At 31.9% G+C, this 21,213-nt stretch carries 21 protein-coding genes; 13 read left to right on the forward strand and 8 right to left on the reverse strand.

Annotated elements, in window-relative coordinates:
* Positions 1–20: 20 nt before the first annotated feature.
* Together BTR34_RS03470 and BTR34_RS18890 are read left to right on the forward strand one after the other, a co-directional pair.
* Positions 21–1,532, forward strand: coding sequence for a M20/M25/M40 family metallo-hydrolase (locus tag BTR34_RS03470; RefSeq protein WP_317039581.1), 1,512 nt, complete (start codon positions 21–23; stop codon positions 1,530–1,532).
* A gap of 98 nt (positions 1,533–1,630) precedes the next feature.
* Complete coding sequence (locus BTR34_RS18890) at positions 1,631–1,774, forward strand: hypothetical protein (RefSeq protein ID WP_197496157.1); 144 nt, start codon at positions 1,631–1,633, stop codon at positions 1,772–1,774.
* A 77-nt stretch (positions 1,775–1,851) separates the two neighbouring features.
* Here BTR34_RS18890 and BTR34_RS03475 read toward each other — a convergent pair whose 3' ends face one another.
* Positions 1,852–4,398, reverse strand: coding sequence for a phosphoenolpyruvate carboxylase (locus BTR34_RS03475; protein WP_068484320.1), 2,547 nt, complete (start codon positions 4,396–4,398; stop codon positions 1,852–1,854).
* Positions 4,399–4,694: 296 nt separating this feature from the next.
* Positions 4,695–5,363, reverse strand: coding sequence for a uracil-DNA glycosylase family protein (locus BTR34_RS03480; protein ID WP_068484323.1), 669 nt, complete (start codon positions 5,361–5,363; stop codon positions 4,695–4,697).
* A gap of 79 nt (positions 5,364–5,442) precedes the next feature.
* Between BTR34_RS03480 and BTR34_RS03485 the strand changes: the two genes are divergently transcribed.
* Positions 5,443–5,571 carry a 30S ribosomal protein THX gene (locus tag BTR34_RS03485; RefSeq protein ID WP_068484325.1) on the forward strand — a complete coding sequence of 43 codons (129 nt, stop codon included), beginning with the start codon at positions 5,443–5,445 and terminating at the stop codon, positions 5,569–5,571.
* Positions 5,572–5,574: 3 nt separating this feature from the next.
* Here the strand turns inward: BTR34_RS03485 and BTR34_RS03490 are convergent, their stop codons facing one another.
* From BTR34_RS03490 to BTR34_RS03505, 4 genes are all read right to left on the reverse strand, one after another.
* Positions 5,575–5,940, reverse strand: a complete 366-nt coding sequence (locus BTR34_RS03490; RefSeq protein WP_068484326.1) for a hypothetical protein — start codon at positions 5,938–5,940, stop codon at positions 5,575–5,577.
* 47 nt (positions 5,941–5,987) lie between these two features.
* Positions 5,988–6,749 (reverse strand): peroxide stress protein YaaA, encoded by a 762-nt coding sequence (gene yaaA, locus BTR34_RS03495; protein WP_068484328.1) that lies wholly within the window; start codon positions 6,747–6,749, stop codon positions 5,988–5,990.
* A 90-nt stretch (positions 6,750–6,839) separates the two neighbouring features.
* Positions 6,840–7,868: an RluA family pseudouridine synthase gene (locus BTR34_RS03500; protein WP_068484330.1), complete on the reverse strand. Its 1,029-nt coding sequence runs from the start codon at positions 7,866–7,868 to the stop codon at positions 6,840–6,842.
* The gene (locus tag BTR34_RS03505) at positions 7,869–8,459 is read right to left on the reverse strand and encodes a PASTA domain-containing protein (protein ID WP_068484332.1); all 591 of its coding nucleotides are present in this window, start codon (positions 8,457–8,459) and stop codon (positions 7,869–7,871) included. It lies immediately after the preceding gene.
* A gap of 174 nt (positions 8,460–8,633) precedes the next feature.
* On the opposite strand from BTR34_RS03505, the gene BTR34_RS03510 reads away from it, so the two are divergent.
* From BTR34_RS03510 to BTR34_RS03535, 6 genes are all read left to right on the forward strand, one after another.
* Entirely contained in the window at positions 8,634–9,608 is a 975-nt protein-coding gene (locus tag BTR34_RS03510) for a D-alanine--D-alanine ligase (RefSeq protein ID WP_068484333.1), read from the forward strand.
* Between the two features lie 147 nt (positions 9,609–9,755).
* Entirely contained in the window at positions 9,756–10,208 is a 453-nt protein-coding gene (coaD, locus tag BTR34_RS03515) for a pantetheine-phosphate adenylyltransferase (RefSeq protein ID WP_068484335.1), read from the forward strand.
* A gap of 81 nt (positions 10,209–10,289) precedes the next feature.
* Positions 10,290–12,173 carry a PAS domain S-box protein gene (locus tag BTR34_RS03520; RefSeq protein WP_068484338.1) on the forward strand — a complete coding sequence of 628 codons (1,884 nt, stop codon included), beginning with the start codon at positions 10,290–10,292 and terminating at the stop codon, positions 12,171–12,173.
* Positions 12,174–12,288: 115 nt separating this feature from the next.
* Positions 12,289–14,142, forward strand: coding sequence for a PAS domain-containing sensor histidine kinase (locus tag BTR34_RS03525; RefSeq protein WP_068484340.1), 1,854 nt, complete (start codon positions 12,289–12,291; stop codon positions 14,140–14,142).
* The gene (locus BTR34_RS03530) at positions 14,129–14,533 is read left to right on the forward strand and encodes a response regulator transcription factor (protein ID WP_068484342.1); all 405 of its coding nucleotides are present in this window, start codon (positions 14,129–14,131) and stop codon (positions 14,531–14,533) included. Before BTR34_RS03525 ends, BTR34_RS03530 begins: the two co-directional genes overlap by 14 nt.
* 67 nt (positions 14,534–14,600) lie before the next feature.
* Positions 14,601–16,349, forward strand: a complete 1,749-nt coding sequence (locus tag BTR34_RS03535; RefSeq protein ID WP_068484405.1) for a M14 family metallopeptidase — start codon at positions 14,601–14,603, stop codon at positions 16,347–16,349.
* Here the strand turns inward: BTR34_RS03535 and BTR34_RS03540 are convergent.
* The gene (locus BTR34_RS03540; protein ID WP_068484407.1) at positions 16,346–16,936 is read right to left on the reverse strand and encodes an NUDIX hydrolase; all 591 of its coding nucleotides are present in this window, start codon (positions 16,934–16,936) and stop codon (positions 16,346–16,348) included. The genes BTR34_RS03535 and BTR34_RS03540 overlap by 4 nt on opposite strands.
* 7 nt (positions 16,937–16,943) lie before the next feature.
* Between BTR34_RS03540 and pyrE the strand changes: the two genes are divergently transcribed.
* Together pyrE and BTR34_RS03550 are read left to right on the forward strand one after the other, a co-directional pair.
* Complete coding sequence (pyrE, locus tag BTR34_RS03545; protein WP_068484343.1) at positions 16,944–17,588, forward strand: orotate phosphoribosyltransferase; 645 nt, start codon at positions 16,944–16,946, stop codon at positions 17,586–17,588.
* Between the two features lie 3 nt (positions 17,589–17,591).
* Positions 17,592–17,984, forward strand: a complete 393-nt coding sequence (locus BTR34_RS03550; RefSeq protein ID WP_068484345.1) for an orotate phosphoribosyltransferase — start codon at positions 17,592–17,594, stop codon at positions 17,982–17,984.
* Here BTR34_RS03550 and BTR34_RS03555 read toward each other — a convergent pair.
* Entirely contained in the window at positions 17,981–18,712 is a 732-nt protein-coding gene (locus BTR34_RS03555; RefSeq protein ID WP_068484347.1) for a biotin--[acetyl-CoA-carboxylase] ligase, read from the reverse strand. The genes BTR34_RS03550 and BTR34_RS03555 overlap by 4 nt on opposite strands.
* Positions 18,713–18,805: 93 nt before the next feature.
* Here BTR34_RS03555 and rsfS point away from each other — a divergent pair, with 93 nt between their 5' ends.
* Together rsfS and ftsH are read left to right on the forward strand one after the other, a co-directional pair.
* Positions 18,806–19,180: a ribosome silencing factor gene (rsfS, locus tag BTR34_RS03560; protein ID WP_068484349.1), complete on the forward strand. Its 375-nt coding sequence runs from the start codon at positions 18,806–18,808 to the stop codon at positions 19,178–19,180.
* Positions 19,181–19,192: 12 nt separating this feature from the next.
* Positions 19,193–21,199, forward strand: coding sequence for an ATP-dependent zinc metalloprotease FtsH (gene ftsH, locus BTR34_RS03565; RefSeq protein ID WP_068484351.1), 2,007 nt, complete (start codon positions 19,193–19,195; stop codon positions 21,197–21,199).
* The last annotated feature ends 14 nt before the right edge of the window (positions 21,200–21,213 follow it).

A 21,213-nucleotide genomic window follows, 5' to 3' on the forward strand; every position in this document is an offset into this window, starting at 1 on the left:
TACTTTTAAAGAATATATCTATGAGAACATTTATGAAAAAATTACTTTCCTACCTGTTATTTTTAACTTTCTTTTCTAGCTACGCCCAAGACTCTATTCTTGTAAAATCTAAAGTAGCTAATGCCATTACAGAATTAAGAGATTTTGTTGCACTACCAAACGATGCATTAAATGCAGATGATATTGACACAAATCTTTATTGGCTAAGAAAAAAATTTACTGAACGTGGTTTTAATAGCTCCATACTAGATACCGAAGGTTTACCATTATTCTTCGCGGCATTACCAATGGATGACAGTAAGCCAACTATTTTATTCTATATGCATTTAGATGGACAATCTGTTGATGCCAGCAAATGGGACCAACCAGATCCCTATAAAATTACGCTTAAATCTAAAACCGAAGATGGTTGGAAAACAGAGTCTTTTTCTGATTTAACCGATGACATCAATTATGATTGGCGCCTTTTTGGTCGCTCCACTTCAGATGACAAGGGCCCAATTGTAATGTTTTTAAATGCTATTGATGTTTTAAGAAAAGAGAATATTGACATACCATATAACGTAAAAGTAATTTTAGATAGTGAGGAAGAACGTAGCAGTGCACCCTTACCAAAAGCCGTACGTACCTACAAAGATTTGCTAAAAGCAGATTTTTTGGTAATTAATGACGGACCCGTTCATGTTTCCGGTAAGCCAACCATAATTTATGGTTGCAGAGGAATTACAACTCTTTCAATAACTACATACGGACCAATTAAACCTCAACATAGTGGGCATTATGGAAATTATGCACCTAATCCTGGTTTTCAATTGGCACAATTATTGGCAACAATGAAAGATACCGAAGGCAAGGTTTTGATTAAAGGATATTATGATGGCATTACTTTAGATGAAGCCACTCTTAACATTCTAAAAAGCGTACCGGATAATACCGAAGAAATCAATACTAGTTTAGCCATAGCCAATCCAGAGAAAGTAGGTAGCTTTTATCAAGAAGCATTGCAATATCCGTCTTTAAATATCAGAGGACTAGGCTCCGCTTGGATTGGAGACCAAGCTAGAACAATTGTACCTGCTACCGCCACAGCTGAATTGGATTTAAGATTAGTGCCTGAATCTGATGGTAATCGCTTAAAGAAATTAGTTATTGACCATATTAAAAACCAGGGCTACCATGTTATGAATTCTGAACCTACTATGGCAGACCGTTTAAAATACAATAAAATTGTAACTGTATTAGAAGGCTCCGTTACTAACGCTTTTAGAACAGATTTAAATAACCCATACGGCAATTTTATTGTAAAAACAATGGAAAAGAAATTTGGAGAAAAACCTATTCAAATACGAATTATGGGTGGTACTGTTCCTATTTCGCCGTTCATCAATGAACTAAAAATACCAGCGTTTATAGTACCTATGGTAAACCCGGACAATAACCAACATAGCCCTAATGAAAATTTAAAAATTAGCCAGATTGCTTATGGAATTGAAACTTTTTATGCACTACTCAGTAATAGAATAAACAATTAAAAAAGTTTAACATTCTATAACAAAGCTTTATTAACCTATTAACGGAGTTTCCGTATTCTATTAAGTATCTTATACATGAACCTAAAAAAATAGAAAATATGGGAATTATAAAAGATAATAAAAAGTTTAAAAGAAAAGTAGAACAGAACAACCCTACCAACCCTACGGGCAATACCGATATAGATACAAATAAATTTGATATAGAAAAAGCTACTATTAAAAAGCAGCAGAATAAGAGATAATAATCTATACTATAGAAAAAAGGCTCGATCTTTAATTAGGATCGAGCCTTTTTTTATGGGTAAACTTTTATTAGATTCTATGCTGAATTTCTACTAGCATTAATATTTCCGTAAAGAGACCTGGTTACAATTTTCTCATATAACTCTTTATACTCGGTACCCTCACCTATTCTTTGTAACGCGTATTGCTGTATTACCAATAATGGCAATACTATATTCTCACGAATTTTAATGGATTCTCTAGAAATAGCTTCTTTCTGCATTAAAATTTCCATACCAGATAATTTTAACAACATTGCTTTTGAAAGTTTATACTCAGCATGGAGTATTTCCCAAAATGCGCCATATTCTTTATTCTCCTTCATGTAACTTGTCAATTCAAAATAACATTTGGATAAACTCATCATACTATTCATCATTAATGCTTGAAAAAATGGTACTTCTTTATAAAGTCTTTGCACTTCACTAAATCTACCATCATCTTCTAAGTTTTTTAATGCTGTACCAATACCATAATATCCAGGTACATTTTGTTTTAACTGGCTCCAAGAACCTACAAAAGAAATGGCACGTAGATCTGACAACTCCAACTTGGCCTTGTTTCCTCTTTTTCCGGGTCTACTACCAATATTGGCTTTTGTATAATACTTAAGTGTGCTCATATTTTCCAAATATGGCATAAACTTATCATGATGCTTTAAGTCATCATATTTTTTAAAACTCATATCAGAAAGTTCTTCTATCAACTTCCTATCCGAATCTGAAATTACAATTTCCTTACCTAAAATGGTATTAGATAAACCAGCAGTTAACAATTGTTCACTGTTATAAATAAATTGCTCTTTTGTACCATACGTACTCGTTATTGTTTGCCCTTGTATGGTTAATTGAATTTCGTTATTGGCAACTTTATTTGTTTGGGCAGCATAGAACCGGTGTGTTTTACCTCCACCTCTTGCTGGCGGTCCTCCCCTACCATCAAAAAATATAGCAGCTATGCCATGTTCATCACAAACTTCTGACAATTCTTCTTTAGTCTTTAAAATTGACCAGTTTGCTTTTAAATAGCCACCATCTTTTGTACCATCAGAAAAACCAAGCATTATCGTTTGCTTATTATTTCTATTTTTTATATGTGCTTTATACTCAGGTAAATTAAACAAAAACTGCATGGTTTCTTGTGCACTATCCATACCAATCATTGTCTCAAACAACGGAACTATATCAAAAGTTATTTCTTTATTTGCCCAACCACACCATCTAAATAATCCATACACAAAAAGTATAGAGAAAATATCCTCAGAATTACTAATGATATATCTATTACATCCTTCCTGCCCATTTTTGGCCTGTATAGTTTGTAATTGTAGAATATTTTTAATGGTATCTTTTACAATGTCTTCTTCATAGTCATCCGCTACTAATTCTAAATTCTCATGTAAAAGAATATCGATAAGTTTATCGTCGGACAACTCGCTAAGCTCTTTTTTTATAAAACCATTCTTTTTAAGCACTTCTACCATTACTTTGGTGTGCATACTGTGGTCTTGACGAATGTCAATAGTAGCAAAATGTACTTTAAAAATCTTTACCTTATCAATAAAGCGCTCTAAGTCATTTAAGTATAGACCTTGATATTTTTCAATGAGTATTAATCTAATTTCTTCTAAAGGCAAAATTAAGTCGTCATAGCCAATATCTTTAGAACTATCGAACATGGCGATGTATAAATTAGAACGTAACTTTTGTAAAGGCTCTTGTACATCTTTAAACGTAAGCTTATGGACAAGTCCTTTTAAATCATTATAATAACACTTCATTAAGGTTAAACGAAGCTCATTCATTACATCTCTTGTAATATCTGCTGTAACAAAAGGGTTACCATCGCGATCACCTCCTGGCCAAAATCCTAATTTTACTATATCGTGATTCTCAAAAATTTTTGACCCTACACTACCTTTTATATATGCATACATGTCTCCAATAGCATCATAATATACATGTCTTAATGTATAAATAATATTCTTGGCCTCATCTAAAGGTGTTGGCTTCTTCGCATTTATTAAAGAGGTAAGCCCTAATTGTTGTAACCCAACGTCTATTTCATCAATTTTATCTTCCAAAATCAAAGTTCTTAGATTGGTGATAATATCTAAAACAGCAGGAGTGTAAAATTGTGTTGGGTGAGCTGTTAATACTATTCTTGCACTAAAGTTGCTTAGCTTATCCCAAATGGTGTCCCATGAATTATTTTTTTCTACCAATTGAAAATAATCTTTCAACGACAAGGAACTAGAATGCTTTTGCAACTTAGGAAACGCTGCATCTTCCACACTATCATAAAGTACAACTTGACGTTCCACATATTGTATAATGCGAAACATAAAATCTATCTGTTCTTTTTCAGATTTTATTTCTACAAAATTCTCGAAAAAATTTTCAAGAATTTCCTTCGGATTAAGACCGTTACTTAACCCTTTTTCTGATTGATTTAGTAATAACGGTATTAACATACCCACGTCATCAATGTCTTTGTAAGGTAGATTTAAAAAAAGACTATTATAAACATTAAACTTATTCTGGACAGATTTTTTAAACTCTGCCAACCTTTCTTTTTGCTGCATATTTCAAATACTTATGGCCATACCATTATGGCAAACTTGCTAAAATTCGCATATAAATATCGCTATTCCAAGAGAATTTACAGCATCATTTTACTGAAATATCATAATCCCTTATGTATACCACAAAAAAGTGCATATTGACAACAAATATTGCTAAAAACTGAGAAAGCAACATACTTTTATAATGTAATTAAGCTAATAAAATTTTCATTTTCATATAGTGTTCTCGTAAAAGAGTCTTGTTTTAAAACAAGACTCTTTTTAGTTTAATAAAGATTATGAAACACCCTTTTTTATTAAAAATACTCTTGATATTGCATAACCCTAAAATCGAGAGTATTAAATGTAGAATTTTTACGCTTCAGTATTTTATAACTTTCAAGACCTCCGACTGCCCTATTTGCTGCTCCTGACGGGGCTATTAATGAAACAGTTTTAATTTTTTTGTTTGTTACAGGCAGTAAAAACTCATGAATTCTTGGTATATTATTTGAAATTATCCATAAGGGTATATTATTATCTTTCAAATGTTTTCTGAAAAAATATTCAGGCCCATTTTTGCTATTGCCACCTGTAAAGAGAAGTGTATTTATATTTGGATACTTTTCTAAATAACCTATTACGTTTCTTAAAACAATATTCTTCATACCAATATCTGAAGCATCAATTTTTTCTCGCTCTGCAGATGCTACAATATCACATACTCCTATTCTTTGTTGTTTTAAAAATGCTTTTCGTTGATCTATTGCTTCTTTTGTAGTTTCAAACTTTAAGTGTAAACCAAAAATTCTATCTAAAATTGGCCAAAGTAGTCCATCTCTACTGCCATAACAGAAATCTACATCTCCCTCTTTTAATTTTCCCGTAGTAAACCTTGGAGGTGGTAATGTACCTACTATTAATTTAGTGGTGTTACTATCTATAAAGGGCTCATAAGGGTGAGTATGATGAAATACTTTTTGCATTACAGTTATTTACCTTCTTAGTCTAAACTAGCTTTAGTCAATTTCTAAATTACTAACTTTAAATGAAATAAAATAAGTTATGGGAAAAGGAGATAAAAAATCTAGAAAAGGAAAAATATCAAATAATTCGTATGGAGCAAGAAGACCTCGAAAAATTAAAAAGAGGCCCACAATTGAAGAGAAAATAAAAATCAATAAAAAGAAATAGACCTTAATCGTCTATTCTAAAATTTAGTCCTACTTGGTTTTCTTCATCTAAAGTTATTTCGTAGGTATAAAACCCAATTGGTAAAGAGTCCATTATTGACTCCGCCGGAAAATAATTTAAACTTGTTGAATCTGTAAGTATTGTAATTGCAGCATTAGCATATGCGTTTTCAAACTCTAAATATTTTGAAAACTTACCAGCTTCAATATTTTCATAAATGGTATCATTTTGAGCAATACGTACTTCACTAAAAAACAATGAAGTGCTATTTTGAATTCGAATATTCACCAGGTTGACTTCATCGTCGCGATCAGTACATGAGAATACTAAAACCAAGGTAATTAGAGAAAATAAGAAAACCCTTTTCATGAGTGTATTTTATATATATTAATGAACGAAAAAGAGTGTATTATATTTTATCTTACAAATACAGGTTCATTTTCTTTTAGGGTATGCTCTTGACTAAATTCATAATCATCTAAATTAAAACACTTTATATCCTCTAGCGTTTTTGCGCTAGAATCCAAAATATAGCGCACCATTGAGCCTCTGGCCTTTTTAGCAAAAAAACTAATAATCTTTAATTTGTCATTTTTCCAATCTTTAAAAATTGGTGTAACAATAGTGGCTTTTATTTTTTTGGGCTGTAATACACTATAATACTCATTACTAGCTAAGTTTACCAGTAATTCATTTTCTTGCATTTCATTATTCAATGCATTTGTTAGTCGTTCTCCCCAAAACTCATATAAGTTCTTTTTTCTGCCAATTTTTAATGATGTACCCATTTCTAAACGATAAGGCTGCATTAAATCCAACGGTTTTAATATTCCATATTGTCCTGAAAGGATTCTTAGCGTACGCTGTAAACTTTTAATTTTCTCTTCGGATAAAGTATACGCATCCAGACCCTGGTACACATCTCCACTAAAAGTATAAACTGCCTGTCTTGCATTTTCCAGTGTAAACGGAATTTCAAATTCTTGATTCCGTTCCCAATTTAACTGGGCCAAATTATCTGAAATCGACATTAATTCAGAAAGTGCTTTAGGTTTCTTTTTTCTTAATATCTTATTCAACTTTTCAGCATCTTCAATAAAAGCGGGATACGAATATTCATCCGTTGGCAATTCTTTTTCATAATTCAAGGACTTAGCCGGTGAAATAACAATTTTCATAATGCAATTTTAAGAGTCTAAAAATAAAGAGGAATATTTGTAAGACCTACGAAAGACAAAAAAGAGTTTATATAGTGCTATTGAAGAAACTTATTCTGTACTGTTTTTACTGTAACTACGCCACTTATCAATGGCATTGGTCATATCTTCTGGCACCACAGAATCAAAGCTCATTTTTTCACCAGTTACAGGATGAATGAACCCAAGTGTCTTAGCATGTAGGGCCTGTCTTGGCAGCAATTTAAAGGTATTATCTACAAATTGTTTATACTTTGTAAATGTGGTTCCTTTTAAAATTTTATCACCGCCATAACGCTCATCATTAAACAAGGTATGCCCAATATATTTCATATGAACACGAATTTGATGCGTTCTACCTGTCTCTAATTTACATGAAACAAGCGTTACATACCCTAAGCGTTCGATTACTTTAAAATGTGTCACTGCTTCTTTACCATCTTCCCCTTCAGGAAAAACGTGCATTTGCAAACGGTTTTTAGGATTTCTACCTACGTTACCAATAACTGTACCCTCATCTTCCTCAATATTACCCCAAACCAAAGCAATATATTCTCGCTCAGAAGTTTTATCAAAAAATTGTTTAGCTAAATGAGTCATTGCTGCCTCGGTTTTAGCGACCACTAATAAACCAGATGTGTCTTTATCTATACGATGTACCAATCCTGGTCTTTCATTGCTATTAGCCGGCAAATTATCTGTATGGTAAATAAGTGCATTTATTAAGGTACCTGTATAGTTGCCATGCCCTGGGTGTACAACCATACCTGCAGGTTTATTGACAATTAGTAAAACATCGTCTTCATAAACGATATCCAAAGGAATGTCTTCAGGAACCAAAAGAAACTCATGTGGCGGATGCTCAAACAACACCTTAACCTCATCACCGGCTTTTACTTTATAATTCGATTTTACAATTTCATCGTTTACCCAAACATGACCATCTTTGGCAGATTGCTGTATTTTGTTTCTTGTGGCATTTTCAATAAAATTCATTAAAAATTTATCTACTCTAAGTGGCACCTGGCCTTTAGATGCTACAAAACGGTAATGTTCAAAAAGTTCACCATCTTCATTCTCAGGTTGCTCTATATGCTCCATTTATTGTTCTGACTCAGCTTTAATTATTGCGCTCTCCGGGATGGTACCATTACCACAAATCAATTCTATTTTTGATGTCTTAGGAAGTTTATCACCTGGTTTAATATATTTTCCCTTATACTTAATTTGGTATACCATGTCTTTTCCTAGTTCATCTACATAAGTAACCCTTTCCACATCTAAACCAACAGCTTTTAGCATTGACGACGCATTACGTTTCGTTACCTGTATAATTTTGGGAACCGTAACTTTTTTGTATCCAGATGGGTTAACCGTTAAATATATTTTTCTATTGGCTTTTACTTTAGCACCTGCAGATGGGTTCTGGTCTATTATGGAAAATCTTGGAAAATCTGGATTATAATTTGCCGAATCTAACACCTCATATCTTAGCCCTGCTTCTTCTATTGATTTTCTCATATCCATAACAGATTTTTTTGAAAAATCAGGTACCTCAACAAACTCACCATGGTTGGTGGTGCTACTTAGATATCTTAAAACAAGAAAAATAAGAATTACCAAAACCAATAATGCAAGACCTAATTGAATAAAAAAAGTCTTACTTTTTAAAAAATTGAAAAAATTTCTCATACGTATTATTTGACCCGACAAATATAGTAAATGCTCACATACCTTTTAACAGCTTCGGTTTATAGTCATGGTTATGCTCAAAATCCTTTTTGTTTGTATGAATGCGCTATGTTTTCTTTTTTATTTTCTTGCAATGCTTCATCTTTGCTTTAACTATTTTAATAGATCATACGTATGAAAAAAAATATTGCAATTATAATGGGCGGTTATTCTAGCGAATTTAAAATATCGCTTATAAGCGGTAATGTGGTCTATAATTTTCTTGATAAGGAAAAATTCAACTTATTTAGAATTCATATTTTCAAAAACAAATGGGTTTATGTAGACGATAATGATAATGAAATACCCATAGATCGCAATGACTTTTCTATTCCCTTAAATGATAGCATCATAAAGTTTCATTGTATATTTAACGCTATACATGGTTCGCCTGGTGAAGACGGATTAATGCAAGCTTATTTCGAATTGTTAGGAATTAAGCACACATCATGCAATTTTTATCAGGCAGCACTCACATTCAATAAAAGAGATCTCTTAAGTGTACTTAAACCATATGGTATAAAATCAGCTCCATCATACTATTTAAATTTGGGTGATGAATTAAACGAAACAGAAATAATTAACAAGGTAAAACTACCCTGCTTTGTAAAAGCAAATAAATCGGGTAGTAGCTACGGGATCACTAAGGTTTATAAGGCTGAAGATTTAAAGAGTGCCATTGAAACAGCTTACAAGGAAGATGATGAAATTATTATTGAAGGTTATCTTGAAGGCACGGAGGTTTCTGTTGGAGTTCTAAAAATAAAAGGCGAAACAACCGTTTTTCCCATAACTGAAATAGTTTCAGAAAATGATTTTTTTGATTATCAGGCTAAATACGAAGGAAAATCGCAAGAAATTACGCCTGCACGTATCAATGCTGAACAATTAGAAAAAGTAACAATCGCTTCTAAGAAAATATATGATGTTCTAAAAATGACTGGTTTCTCTAGAAGTGAATTTATCTTCATTGGTAATGAACCCTATTTATTAGAAATGAACACAACCCCTGGTTTAACTACGGAAAGTATTTTACCACAACAAGCTAAAGCTGCTGGCATTGAACTAGGTATGCTTTTTGAGCTTGCAATTGATGAGGCATTATCTTAAAATACCTATATTTAAAGAGTAAACGACCTCGGGGAAAGCCCGCGAGGCATTCAATTGAAAATATAATTAAGATTTCGACGCAAGCCTTCCATACCGCTAGGCAGGCTTAGGAGCACTTAAATCTCGATTATCGAGTAAAAACGTACTATGAGACGAGCAATTTTTCCCGGTTCTTTTGATCCTTTAACCCTAGGTCATCATGATATTATTATGAGAGGCGTCACCCTTTTTGATGAAATTATTATTGCAATAGGTAAAAATGCGGATAAAAAATATATGTTTAGTTTAGAAAAACGATTGCATTTTATAGAAGAAGCGTTTAAAGATGTGCCCTCTATTAAAGTAAAAACTTACCAAGGCCTCACCGTTGATTTTTGTAGGAAAGAAGACGCTAGTTTTATTTTAAGAGGATTAAGAAATCCTGCAGATTTCGAATTTGAGAAAGCTATTGCCCATACAAACAGAAAATTATCTGAGATAGAAACCGTGTTTTTATTGACTTCTTCGGGTAAATCTTATATAAGTTCTTCTATTGTAAGAGATGTAATACGAAATAATGGGGACTATACTGGACTTGTACCTATTTCTGTAAGAAAATAGAAGCAAGTCTTAGAACTCACAACAGAAAACAACCTTTCAACAACACATAATCGCAAAAACACAACAATTACTACTTAAAAAATGGAAAGTTCCTATAAATTAGTAGGAAAATTCTTTCCGTATATGAGTACACCAAAAAATAATTCATCTTTTTCGTTAGATTGGATCAAACAAATACCTTCGTCAATTGTAATAATAGATACCAATTTTAAAATTATTAGTGCATCCCCAAAATGGCAGACAAACTTTCAGTTAAATTTATCTCAAATTGAAGGTAATAATATAACCAGTTTTTTCCCAGAATTAGCTACTCAATTAAAAACGCGACTTCAATATAGCTTAGATGGGCTAAGGGACATTAAATTTAAATACAACGCAAATGATTCTAAATATTCATCAAAAGATTCCATTTGGCATTTTAACCCTTGGAAAGATGGTTACGGTAATATTATTGGTGTTATCATTAAAATAAAGCCAATTACCAAAAACCAAGAACTTAAAATTGAGCTTAATAAAACCAAGTTGATTTTAAATCAAAAATGTGATGTCGCTAAAATTGGAAGTTGGGAAATCGATATTATAAAAAACGTACTCCTTTGGACACCTATTGTAAATAAAATACATGGCTTACCCGTAAATTACAAACCAACCTTAGAAGAAGCTATAAATTTTTACCATGGAGAATCACAAGACGTTATAAGGAAAGCTGTCAATGATGCTATTAATTTTGGTACACCATGGAATGAAAAAGCACAACTGAAACAAAAAGATGGAACCTTAATTACAGTAAATACTATTGGTAGACCAAAATTTAAAGATGGAAAATGTAATAGAATAATAGGTACAATTCAAAATATTAAGAGTACCGCACCTACAAAAATCAATAATTTAAAAACAGTAATAGAAGAATATCCTCTATTTGAAAAAGTCCCTTTTGGATTAGCAATTATAGATTTAAATTCTGGAACATTTTTGAATGTAAACAACCAATTTTCTAAACTATCGGGTTTCGAAAAAGAGCACTTTTTACAACATAATGTTATGGATTATGTACCTACTAATTTTAAAAATAAAAATGCTGATTTATTTAAACAACTAAAAGAAAAAGGATTTTTTGAACCCGTAAAATTTATATTTTCTACAAAACAAAAACATCAATTAAATATAAAAGTTTCAGGGACAATCGTCAAAAATTCTTTAGGCGTAAAGAGCATTTTATGCACTATTGAAAATATAACTACGCAAACCAAACTAGAAAATAAACTTAAAAGCACTATCTCGGTTGTAAGAGAACGGAATGAGCAACTTTTAAATTTTGCACATATGGTATCTCATAATCTTAAAACACATGCAACCAACTTTTCTTTATTATTAAATTTCCTAAATGATGAAACAAATAAGATTCAGCGCAATAAGTTCATGAAGATGCTATTTAGCGCTTCTGACAACTTATCTGAAACCATTAAAGGACTGCGTGAAGTAGTTGCTGTAAACACAAGTGTAAATGAAGAAAAGAAAAATATTTCTTTAATTGATAGTGTTTTTGTTGTTGAACAAAATGTAGCAGGGTTACTGAAAGAGACCAATGGTAAAATAATTAATGAAATCCCCGAAGATACTATGGTTAAAGCCCTACCTGCTTACCTTAATAGTATTTTAACAAATTGTATTACCAATTCAATAAAATATAGAAATCCAGATAAAAATCCCATAATCATTTTAAGTATAGAAGATGAAAAGAACTACACAGTTCTTAGTATAGAAGACAACGGCCTAGGTATAGATTTAGAAAAATATGGCAATAAAATTTTTGGCCTATATAAAACTTTTCATAGAAATAAAGAATCTGTAGGTATAGGTCTTTATATTACTAAAAATCAAATTGAAGCTCTAAATGGAAAAATTTCTGTTAAGAGCACGCCTAACCAAGGTAGTACTTTTAAAGTATATTTTAATAAAATATAAGAATTGTACTACTTTTATAGTAAGATAATAACTTACACAACTAATAAATACTCTTTCACAACAATTGTTCAGTAAAATACAGTAATCCCATTATTTTCGTAAGAAATTACTTAACATGATTAAAGTTCCCCATATCACTAGCAGTACATATTTAATTAAGCAATTACCAACGCCAACTGCGTTCATTGATTCTAATTATAATATTGTACTTACATCTAACAAGTGGTCAACTACTTTTGATAGGAATTTAGAACGTAGTAGTTCCAAAAATTTATTTTCTGTTTTTCCAAAATTAAACCAAAAATGGAAAACTGTATTAGAAAGTTGCTTAAAAGGACAACCTCAATTAATGGGTGTTCACCAGGCTAGTGATAAAAACGACAACGAATTGTGGTTTGAGTGGACTACCGCACCATGGTATGATACCCATGAAACTATTATAGGTGTAATAATTCAATTAAATAATGTGACCGATACCATTAATAATGAATTAGAACTTAAAAAGAAAGATGTACTGTTGCAACAGCAGGCAGAAATTACTAAAATTGGTCGTTGGGAATATGATATTATTAACAACCAACTTACTTGGTGTGCTACCACCAAAGCAATACATGAGGTACCTCCACACTTTACTCCAAATATCGAAAATGCACTTTTCCATTATAAAGAAGGTCATAGTAGAAACGCAATATCTATGGCTCTTTTTGAAGCTCAAAGCAAAGGCAAAGCATGGAACAATTTAAAATTACAAATTATAACCGCAAACGGCAATGAAAAATGGGTTAAGGCCGGCGGTAAACCTATTTATAATAAAGGTGAACTTGTTGGGTTAATAGGTACATTTCAAGACATACACGATCAAGTTGAAGCTGATACAAAGTTTTTAGATAACGAAAAATTATTGAGAACTCTTATTGACAACTTACCTGTAAACGTTTACATAAAGGACACGGAATCTAGAAAAATTTTAGTAAATAAAGCAGAATGCGATTACTTAGGTATAACAGACCCTAATGAAATTTTAGGTAAAAATGATTTTGAACTTTATTCTTTTGCATCAGCAGAAAAATCTAGAGAGGAAGATTTACAGGTAATGCGTTCTTTAAAATCCATAATTAGCAAAGAAAAAGTGAACGTTAAAAAAGATGGTAAAGAAACAACTTTTCTAAGTTCAAAAATACCATTAATTGATAATAAAGGTATTGCTTATGGTATTGTAGGTATAAGTCTCGACATTTCTCAATTAAAAGAAAAAGAAGATGAATTAAGAAATATCATAAACATTGTATCAATTCAAAACAAAAAATTATTAAATTTTGCACATATTGTTTCGCATAACCTACGCTCACATTCAGCAAATTTTTCCATGTTATTGAATTTTTTAGAAACAGAAAAAGATGTAGAAGAAAAAAATAAAATAATGGTGATGCTTAATGAAGCTTCTAATAATCTTTTAGAAACTTTAGACAATTTAAATAATGTTATATCAATTAATACAAATACTAATATTGAAAAAAAAGAGGTTAATTTAAATGATAAAATTATTGATTGCAATCGAAATTTTGCCACCTATCTTTTGAACAATAATGCACAAATAAAAAACAATGTGCCACCTAATTTCATGGTGAAATCGGTTCCAACTTACTTAGAAAATATTTTATCAAATTTTATAACTAATGCTGTAAAATATAAAGATCCCAGTAGAAACTCAGTTATAACCCTAAGTGCAATTAAAAATAATAACCATTCTATTTTAACAATTTCAGATAATGGTATTGGAATTGACTTAAAAAAGTATGGAAAAAAATTATTTGGTATGTACAAAACCTTTCATACGAATAAAGATGCTAAAGGAATTGGGCTATATATTACTAAAAATCAGATTGATGCAATGAATGGAAAAATAGAAGTAAAAAGTGAAATAGGAAAAGGAACAGAATTTAAAATATTCTTTAATGACAAAAATTAACGATATCGCTATAATTGACGACGACGCCATAACGGTATTTGGATTAAGAAAATTAATTACTATGTATGTTGAGTGCAATTCAATACAGTCATATGCCAATGGTAAAGTTGCCTTAGACGGGTTCATTGAAAAAATTAATCAAAAGCAACAAATTCCTGAAATTCTATTCTTAGATATAAATATGCCAATTATGGATGGATGGGAATTTTTAGAAGCTTTTCTAAAACTTAACATTTCTACAAAAATAAAAATCAATATAGTTACTTCTTCAATTGACCCCTATGATAAAAAACAATGGGAATTTTACAAAACCAAAACCCATCATTTAATTACATTTAATTTAAAACCAATTGACAAAAATATAATCACCGAAATTACCAAGGTTGCCTAAAGCAATGAAGTATTGTTTATTTTTGCCAATCAATATGGAGCCAATTTTCCATAATATTTTATTGGCAATGAGAATTCTACGAGCAATTTCCTTTATTTTTCTATTTATCTCTTGTGAGAAAAAAAACGATTCAATCGAAACTGATTTTCTTACGCCTTATGAAATCTCTAACAAGACTGAAACCGCCACTTATGAACAAGTGATAGAATTCTATTTAAACCTCTCTAAAGAATTCTCTAGTATAAACATACAAACAATAGGAGAAACCGATAGTGGCCAACCTTTACACTTAGTTACCTATAGTGCCGAAGCAGACTTTAACTTTAAGAAATTAGAGAAAGACAAAGCCATAATGCTAATTAATAACGGAATACACCCTGGCGAAAGCGATGGAGTAGATGCAACCATGTTATTATTTCGCGATTTAGCACGAAGAAAAATTAAAACCCCTAAAAAAACCCTCATTGCTACTATACCAATTTATAATATTGGCGGCGCACTAAATAGAAATAGCACTTCTAGGGCAAATCAAAATGGGCCCAAGGAATATGGATTTAGAGGGAATGCCAAAAATTATGATTTAAATAGAGATTTCATTAAAACTGACACGAAAAACGCCGAAACTTTTTCAAAAATTTTTCATTTAGTTAATCCAGATGTATTTATTGACAACCACGTAAGTAATGGTGCAGATTACCAATATACGCTTACCCATTTATTTACACAACATAATAAGCTAGGCGGGAAATTAGGTGACTATGTTCATAACAAGCTAATGCCACAATTAAAAGATTCACTATTAAATTCTGAGTTAGAAATAACACCGTATGTAAATGTTTTTAATAAACCCCCGGAAATTGGATTTCAACAATTTATGGATTATCCAAGGTATTCAACTGGTTACACTACGCTATGGAATTCCGTGGGTATGATGGTTGAAACCCACATGTTAAAATCCTATGACAAAAGAGTTGAAGGCACCTACCAGCTAATGCGTAAAATGATATTAATTACCGAAAAAGATGGCAATGATATTAAGGCTTTACGCGCCAATGCAACAAAAAATGTCCTATCTAATAACCATTACCCTATTTCTTGGCAATTAGACACCAGTAAGGTTTCAAAGTTTATTTTTAAAGGATTTAAGGCAGACACCGTAATTAGTAAAGTAACAGGGTTACCGCGTTTAAAATATAATCGAAATTTACCCATTGAAAATGAAATTGAATATCGAGACTATTATAAACCTTCAGATTCAGTTAAGATTCCTAGCGCTTACATTATTAAGAAACAATGGAAGAATGTATTACAAAGATTAGATAACAATAATATTACTTATACACCTCTTAAAAATGATACGGTTATACGTGTTGAATCATATAAAATAGCCGAATATAAAACAGTATCCTCACCTTATGAAGGCCATTATTTACATTATAATACGACGATAAATTCAACTGAAATGGATTTAGGCTTTATTACCGGGGATATTATCGTATACTTGGACCAACCCGGTGCAAGATATCTATTGGAAACCCTAGAACCCGCCGCTGTAGATTCCTTTTTTAATTGGAATTTTTTCGACACCATACTTCAACAAAAAGAAGGCTTCTCTCCTTACGTATTTGAAGACACCGCCTTAAAAATGCTTGAAAATGATTCTGTATTAAAACAAAATTTTGAAAATAAAAAGAACCTAGAACCAGAATTTAAAGCAAATTGGTATACACAGTTAAGCTGGCTCTTTAAGCAAAGTAACTTATATGAAAATGCACATATGCAATATCCTATTTACAGAATTCCAAATACTAACTAGTCACCTTCAAATAAAATTTTAATGTTCACATATGAATTTTGAAGTGCTTTTTGAATCTTAACTGGACCTTTCCATTTAACTTTTACAATACCTTCTTTTTTTTCAGGCTTTAATTTGCCCTTATAATCGGTCTTCATTGCGTACCAGTGAACTTGTTTTAAGGTATAAACACCGCTATTTTTAAAAATATGATAGGTAGTACGCAAGAAATTTTCAATTCTAAGACCTTTCACACCAGTTTCCTCCTCAACTTCTCTTATGGCACAATCTTCAATTGATTCACCTTTATCCAGCTTACCTTTTGGCAAGTCCCACTTATCATTTCTGTATATAAACAACACTTTACCCTCATCATTTGTAACCACACCACCAGCTGCAACAACCAAAGGAATTTCTTTTGTGAACTTTTTTAAAATCTCCTCATGATTAGGATGATATATGTACGCTTCTTGAAGCTTTCCTTTCTTCAAAGACTTGATTGCCCCTTGTATAGAAGTCTGATTTAGTAAAAAATACTCTCCATTTGCTGTTTCGGAGAGTTTATTTGTCAAAATCAAAGGCAATTCATTAACAAAAACTTTATACATTTGCGTCATGGTTTTAGACAAAGACACGGCAAAAAAAACTGCAGAGCTTCTGCTGCAAATTAATGCAATAAAATTGAAACCCGAAAATCCTTTTACTTGGGCTTCTGGTTGGAAATCTCCTATCTATTGCGACAATAGAATTTTGCTATCATACCCAGCTATCAGAAATTACATTCGAGATGAAATGGCCAAGCAAGTTGAACTACTATATGGTAAGCCAGACTGCATTGTTGGTGTAGCTACGGGAGCTATAGGAATTGGTGCTTTAGTTGCTGACAAACTAAATCTTCCTTTTGTATATGTAAGACCTGAGCCTAAATCTCATGGCAGACAAAATCAAATTGAAGGGCATTTAGAAGCCTACCAAACTGTTGTAGTAATAGAAGACTTAATTAGTACTGGTAAAAGTAGTTTAAATGCTGTTGATGCATTAAGAGCTGTTGACGCCAATGTAAAAGGAATGCTAGCTATATTTACGTACGGTTTTGAAACTGCGCTCAACAACTTTAAAGAAAAAAACACCGAATTGCACACTTTAAGTAGTTATCAATATCTTATAGAACAAGCATCTGATACTGGTTATGTTAAAGAAGCACAGTTAAATACATTAATGGAATGGAGGAAGGACCCCTCGCAATGGACAAATAAATAATTTATGTTTATAGAAACACCTAAAGCTCTAGTTTTAAAAAGTAAAGAAGATACTTTCAACTTTTTAAATGAGCTATCGAACTTTAGACAATTAATGCCTGATAACATTGATAAATTTGAGGTTTTAAATGAAAATAGATTTCTTTTCGCTTTAAAGGGAATGCCAGAAATAGTTTTGGAAAAAAAAGAACAAACGCAATTTAACAAACTTGTTCTTGGTGCGGCAAGCGATAAACTTCCATTTACTTTAACAGCCGATATTTTAGAAGTTAATAATGAAAAAAGCGAAGTTACCTTAAGTTTTACAGGTGAATTCAACGCAATGATGGCTATGATGATAAAAAAGCCAATAACTAACTTTATAAACACGTTGGCCACCAATTTGGAAAAAATCTAATACTGAAGTTGTATTTTTTTTAATCCAAATTCTTGAAAATCGCCGTTTTCTAGCTTTAGATTTAACGTTCCATTTATTGTTACGCCAACTATTACACCTTTTAGTTGGCTATTATCTTGCGTTGTAAATGTACAGGCCTCTCCTTTTTTAAATAAGTGAGAATGGTACCGAGCAAATAATTCGCTCTCAACAGCAAGAATTGGTTTTTGCAATTGATAATGTAATTTTTCAATTAATAAATAAAAAACCTTATCCAAATCATAATTCCGTCCAACTATTGTATTTAATGATGCAGCATGTGGCGCATTTTTAAACACTTTTTGGTTCACATTCAGCCCAAAACCAATAATACTTCTTTTTATTTGTGAGCCAGAAATAATATTTTCAATTAATATACCTCCAATTTTAGAATTACCTGACAGAATGTCGTTAGGCCATTTTATCTTTAAGTCAGGAACTCCTAACTCCTTTAAACCTTCTAAAATGGCTAAAGAAACACTCATACTTATTAAAAACGCCTTATTTATAGATACATCTATTTCTTTCTTCAATATACTGAAAGCTAGATTTTTACCTGCATCCGACTCCCATTTTGCATTTAATTGCCCCCTACCTAAAGTTTGATTTTGGGTAGTTATTATAGTGAAATCTTTAAGTACTTTTTGTGTCGATAATTCTTTCAAATAACTATTAGTGGACGGCGTGGCATCAAGTTTGATTATTTGCATTTGCAGTACTTATTGATATTCTTTAATGTATTGTTAAAAACTAGACCTAAAAGAACAAAAAAATAATAACTTTGTAAAAAATAAAATTTTTGAATGCAGGAAAGTAAAACTAGCGCAGATGAGTTAATTGCATTAATAATACAAGGAGTTGACGAAGTAAAAGGTCAAAACATTAATCTATTAGATTTAAGAGACATTGAGAACACCGTTTGTGATTACTTCATCATTTGTAACGGTACATCAAATACGCATGTAAATGCAATCGTAGGATCTATCCAAAAAACAGTAAGCAAAGCAATTCAAGATAAACCTTGGCACGTAGAAGGTGAAGATAACGCTGAATGGGTGTTAATGGACTATGTAAATGTAGTAGTTCATGTATTCCAAAAGCAAATACGAGAATACTACGACATAGAAGGTTTATGGGGTGATGCAAAATTCACCACAATTGAAAGCAGCATTAATTAATATAAAAATATAATGGCAAAAGAAAACAAAGCAAATCCCAAAAAACCAAAATTTAGTTCTTGGTGGATTTACGGATTGGTAGCAGTATTACTTATAGGATTTCAATTATTCAATAGTGATGAATTAGCTAGCACAAAAAAAACAACTACCTCTGAATTGCAAGAGTATTTAAGAAATGGTGATGTACAAAAGATTTTAATCATTACGAATACCAATCAGGCAAAAGTATTCTTAACAGATGAGGCTATTGCAAAAGAAGTGCATAAAGATGTTAACGAAAAATCCTTTCTTCCTACATCGGGCAATGTACCTCAATATACTTTAGACTATGGTGATCTTCAAATTTTTCAGAATGAGATTACTGACATTAAAAAGGAAAATAATTTAGATACTATTATTGAATTTGGTAAAGAATCTACAGCCATTTTAGATTTCTTATTGTCCTTACTACCATTTGTTTTAATCATTGGTATTTGGATTTACTTAATGCGTAGAATGTCTGGCGGCGGCGGCGGCGGCGCTGGAGGTCAAATTTTCAATATTGGTAAATCTAAGGCGAAGCTTTTCGACGAAAAGACCGACACTAGAACATCTTTTAAAGATGTAGCTGGTTTAGAAGGAGCAAAAGAGGAAGTAGAGGAAATTGTGGACTTTTTAAGAAACCCGGACAAATACACTTCATTAGGAGGTAAAATCCCTAAAGGTGCTTTATTAGTAGGACCTCCTGGAACAGGTAAAACACTTTTAGCAAAAGCCGTTGCAGGTGAGGCAAAAGTTCCTTTCTTTTCACTTTCAGGCTCAGATTTCGTTGAAATGTTCGTAGGAGTTGGTGCTTCAAGGGTAAGAGATTTATTTAAACAAGCAAAAGATAAATCTCCAGCCATTATCTTTATTGATGAAATCGATGCCATCGGTAGAGCTAGAGGTAAAAATAATTTCACCGGTTCTAATGACGAACGTGAAAATACACTCAACCAATTATTAACAGAAATGGATGGTTTTGGCACCAATACCAATGTAATTGTATTGGCAGCTACCAACCGTGCAGACGTACTTGATAAAGCATTAATGCGTGCTGGTAGATTTGACAGACAAATTTATGTTGACTTACCGGATATTCGTGAGCGTAAAGAAATTTTTGAAGTACACTTAAGACCTATTAAAACATCTGAAGCCTTGGATCTTGAATTTTTAGCAAGACAAACTCCCGGTTTCTCTGGTGCAGATATAGCAAATGTATGTAATGAAGCTGCATTAATTGCCGCCAGAAAAGAGAAAAAAGCCGTTTCTAAACAAGATTTCTTAGATGCTGTTGACCGAATAGTTGGCGGACTTGAAAAGAAAAATAAAATAATTACTCCTGGAGAAAAAGAAACTATTGCTTATCATGAAGCTGGACATGCAACAACAAGTTGGATGCTAGAACATGCAGCACCATTAGTAAAAGTAACAATTGTGCCAAGAGGACAATCTTTAGGTGCAGCTTGGTATTTACCAGAAGAACGCTTAATTGTTAGACCTGAACAAATGCTAGATGAGATGTGTGCAACAATGGGCGGTAGAGCTGCAGAGAAAGTTATATTCAACAAAATATCTACCGGTGCTTTAAGTGACCTAGAAAAAGTCACTAAGCAAGCAAGAGCAATGGTTACGATCTATGGTCTTAACGATGAAATAGGAAACATTACCTATTATGATTCTGCAGGACAAGATTCATATGGTTTCTCAAAGCCTTACAGTGAAGATACTGCAAGAAAAATAGATGCTGAAATATCTAAAATTATTGAAGAACAGTATCAAAGAGCAATTAAAGTACTTACAGATAATAAAGACAAATTAACAACCTTAGCTGAAAGATTATTAGAGAAAGAAGTTATCTTTAAGGAGGATTTGGAAAAAATATTTGGAGAACGGAATTTTGAAAAAGATATACTGGCTCTAGAAAATAAAAAAAAACTTGAAAAGGTAGAAAATACAGATTCCGAAACAGAAGAGGAAGAAATTACAGAGAATAAATAATATTGCAGTACTTT

It is taken from the genome of Maribacter hydrothermalis, assembly GCF_001913155.1.
In the GTDB taxonomy this organism is placed as follows: domain Bacteria; phylum Bacteroidota; class Bacteroidia; order Flavobacteriales; family Flavobacteriaceae; genus Maribacter; species Maribacter hydrothermalis.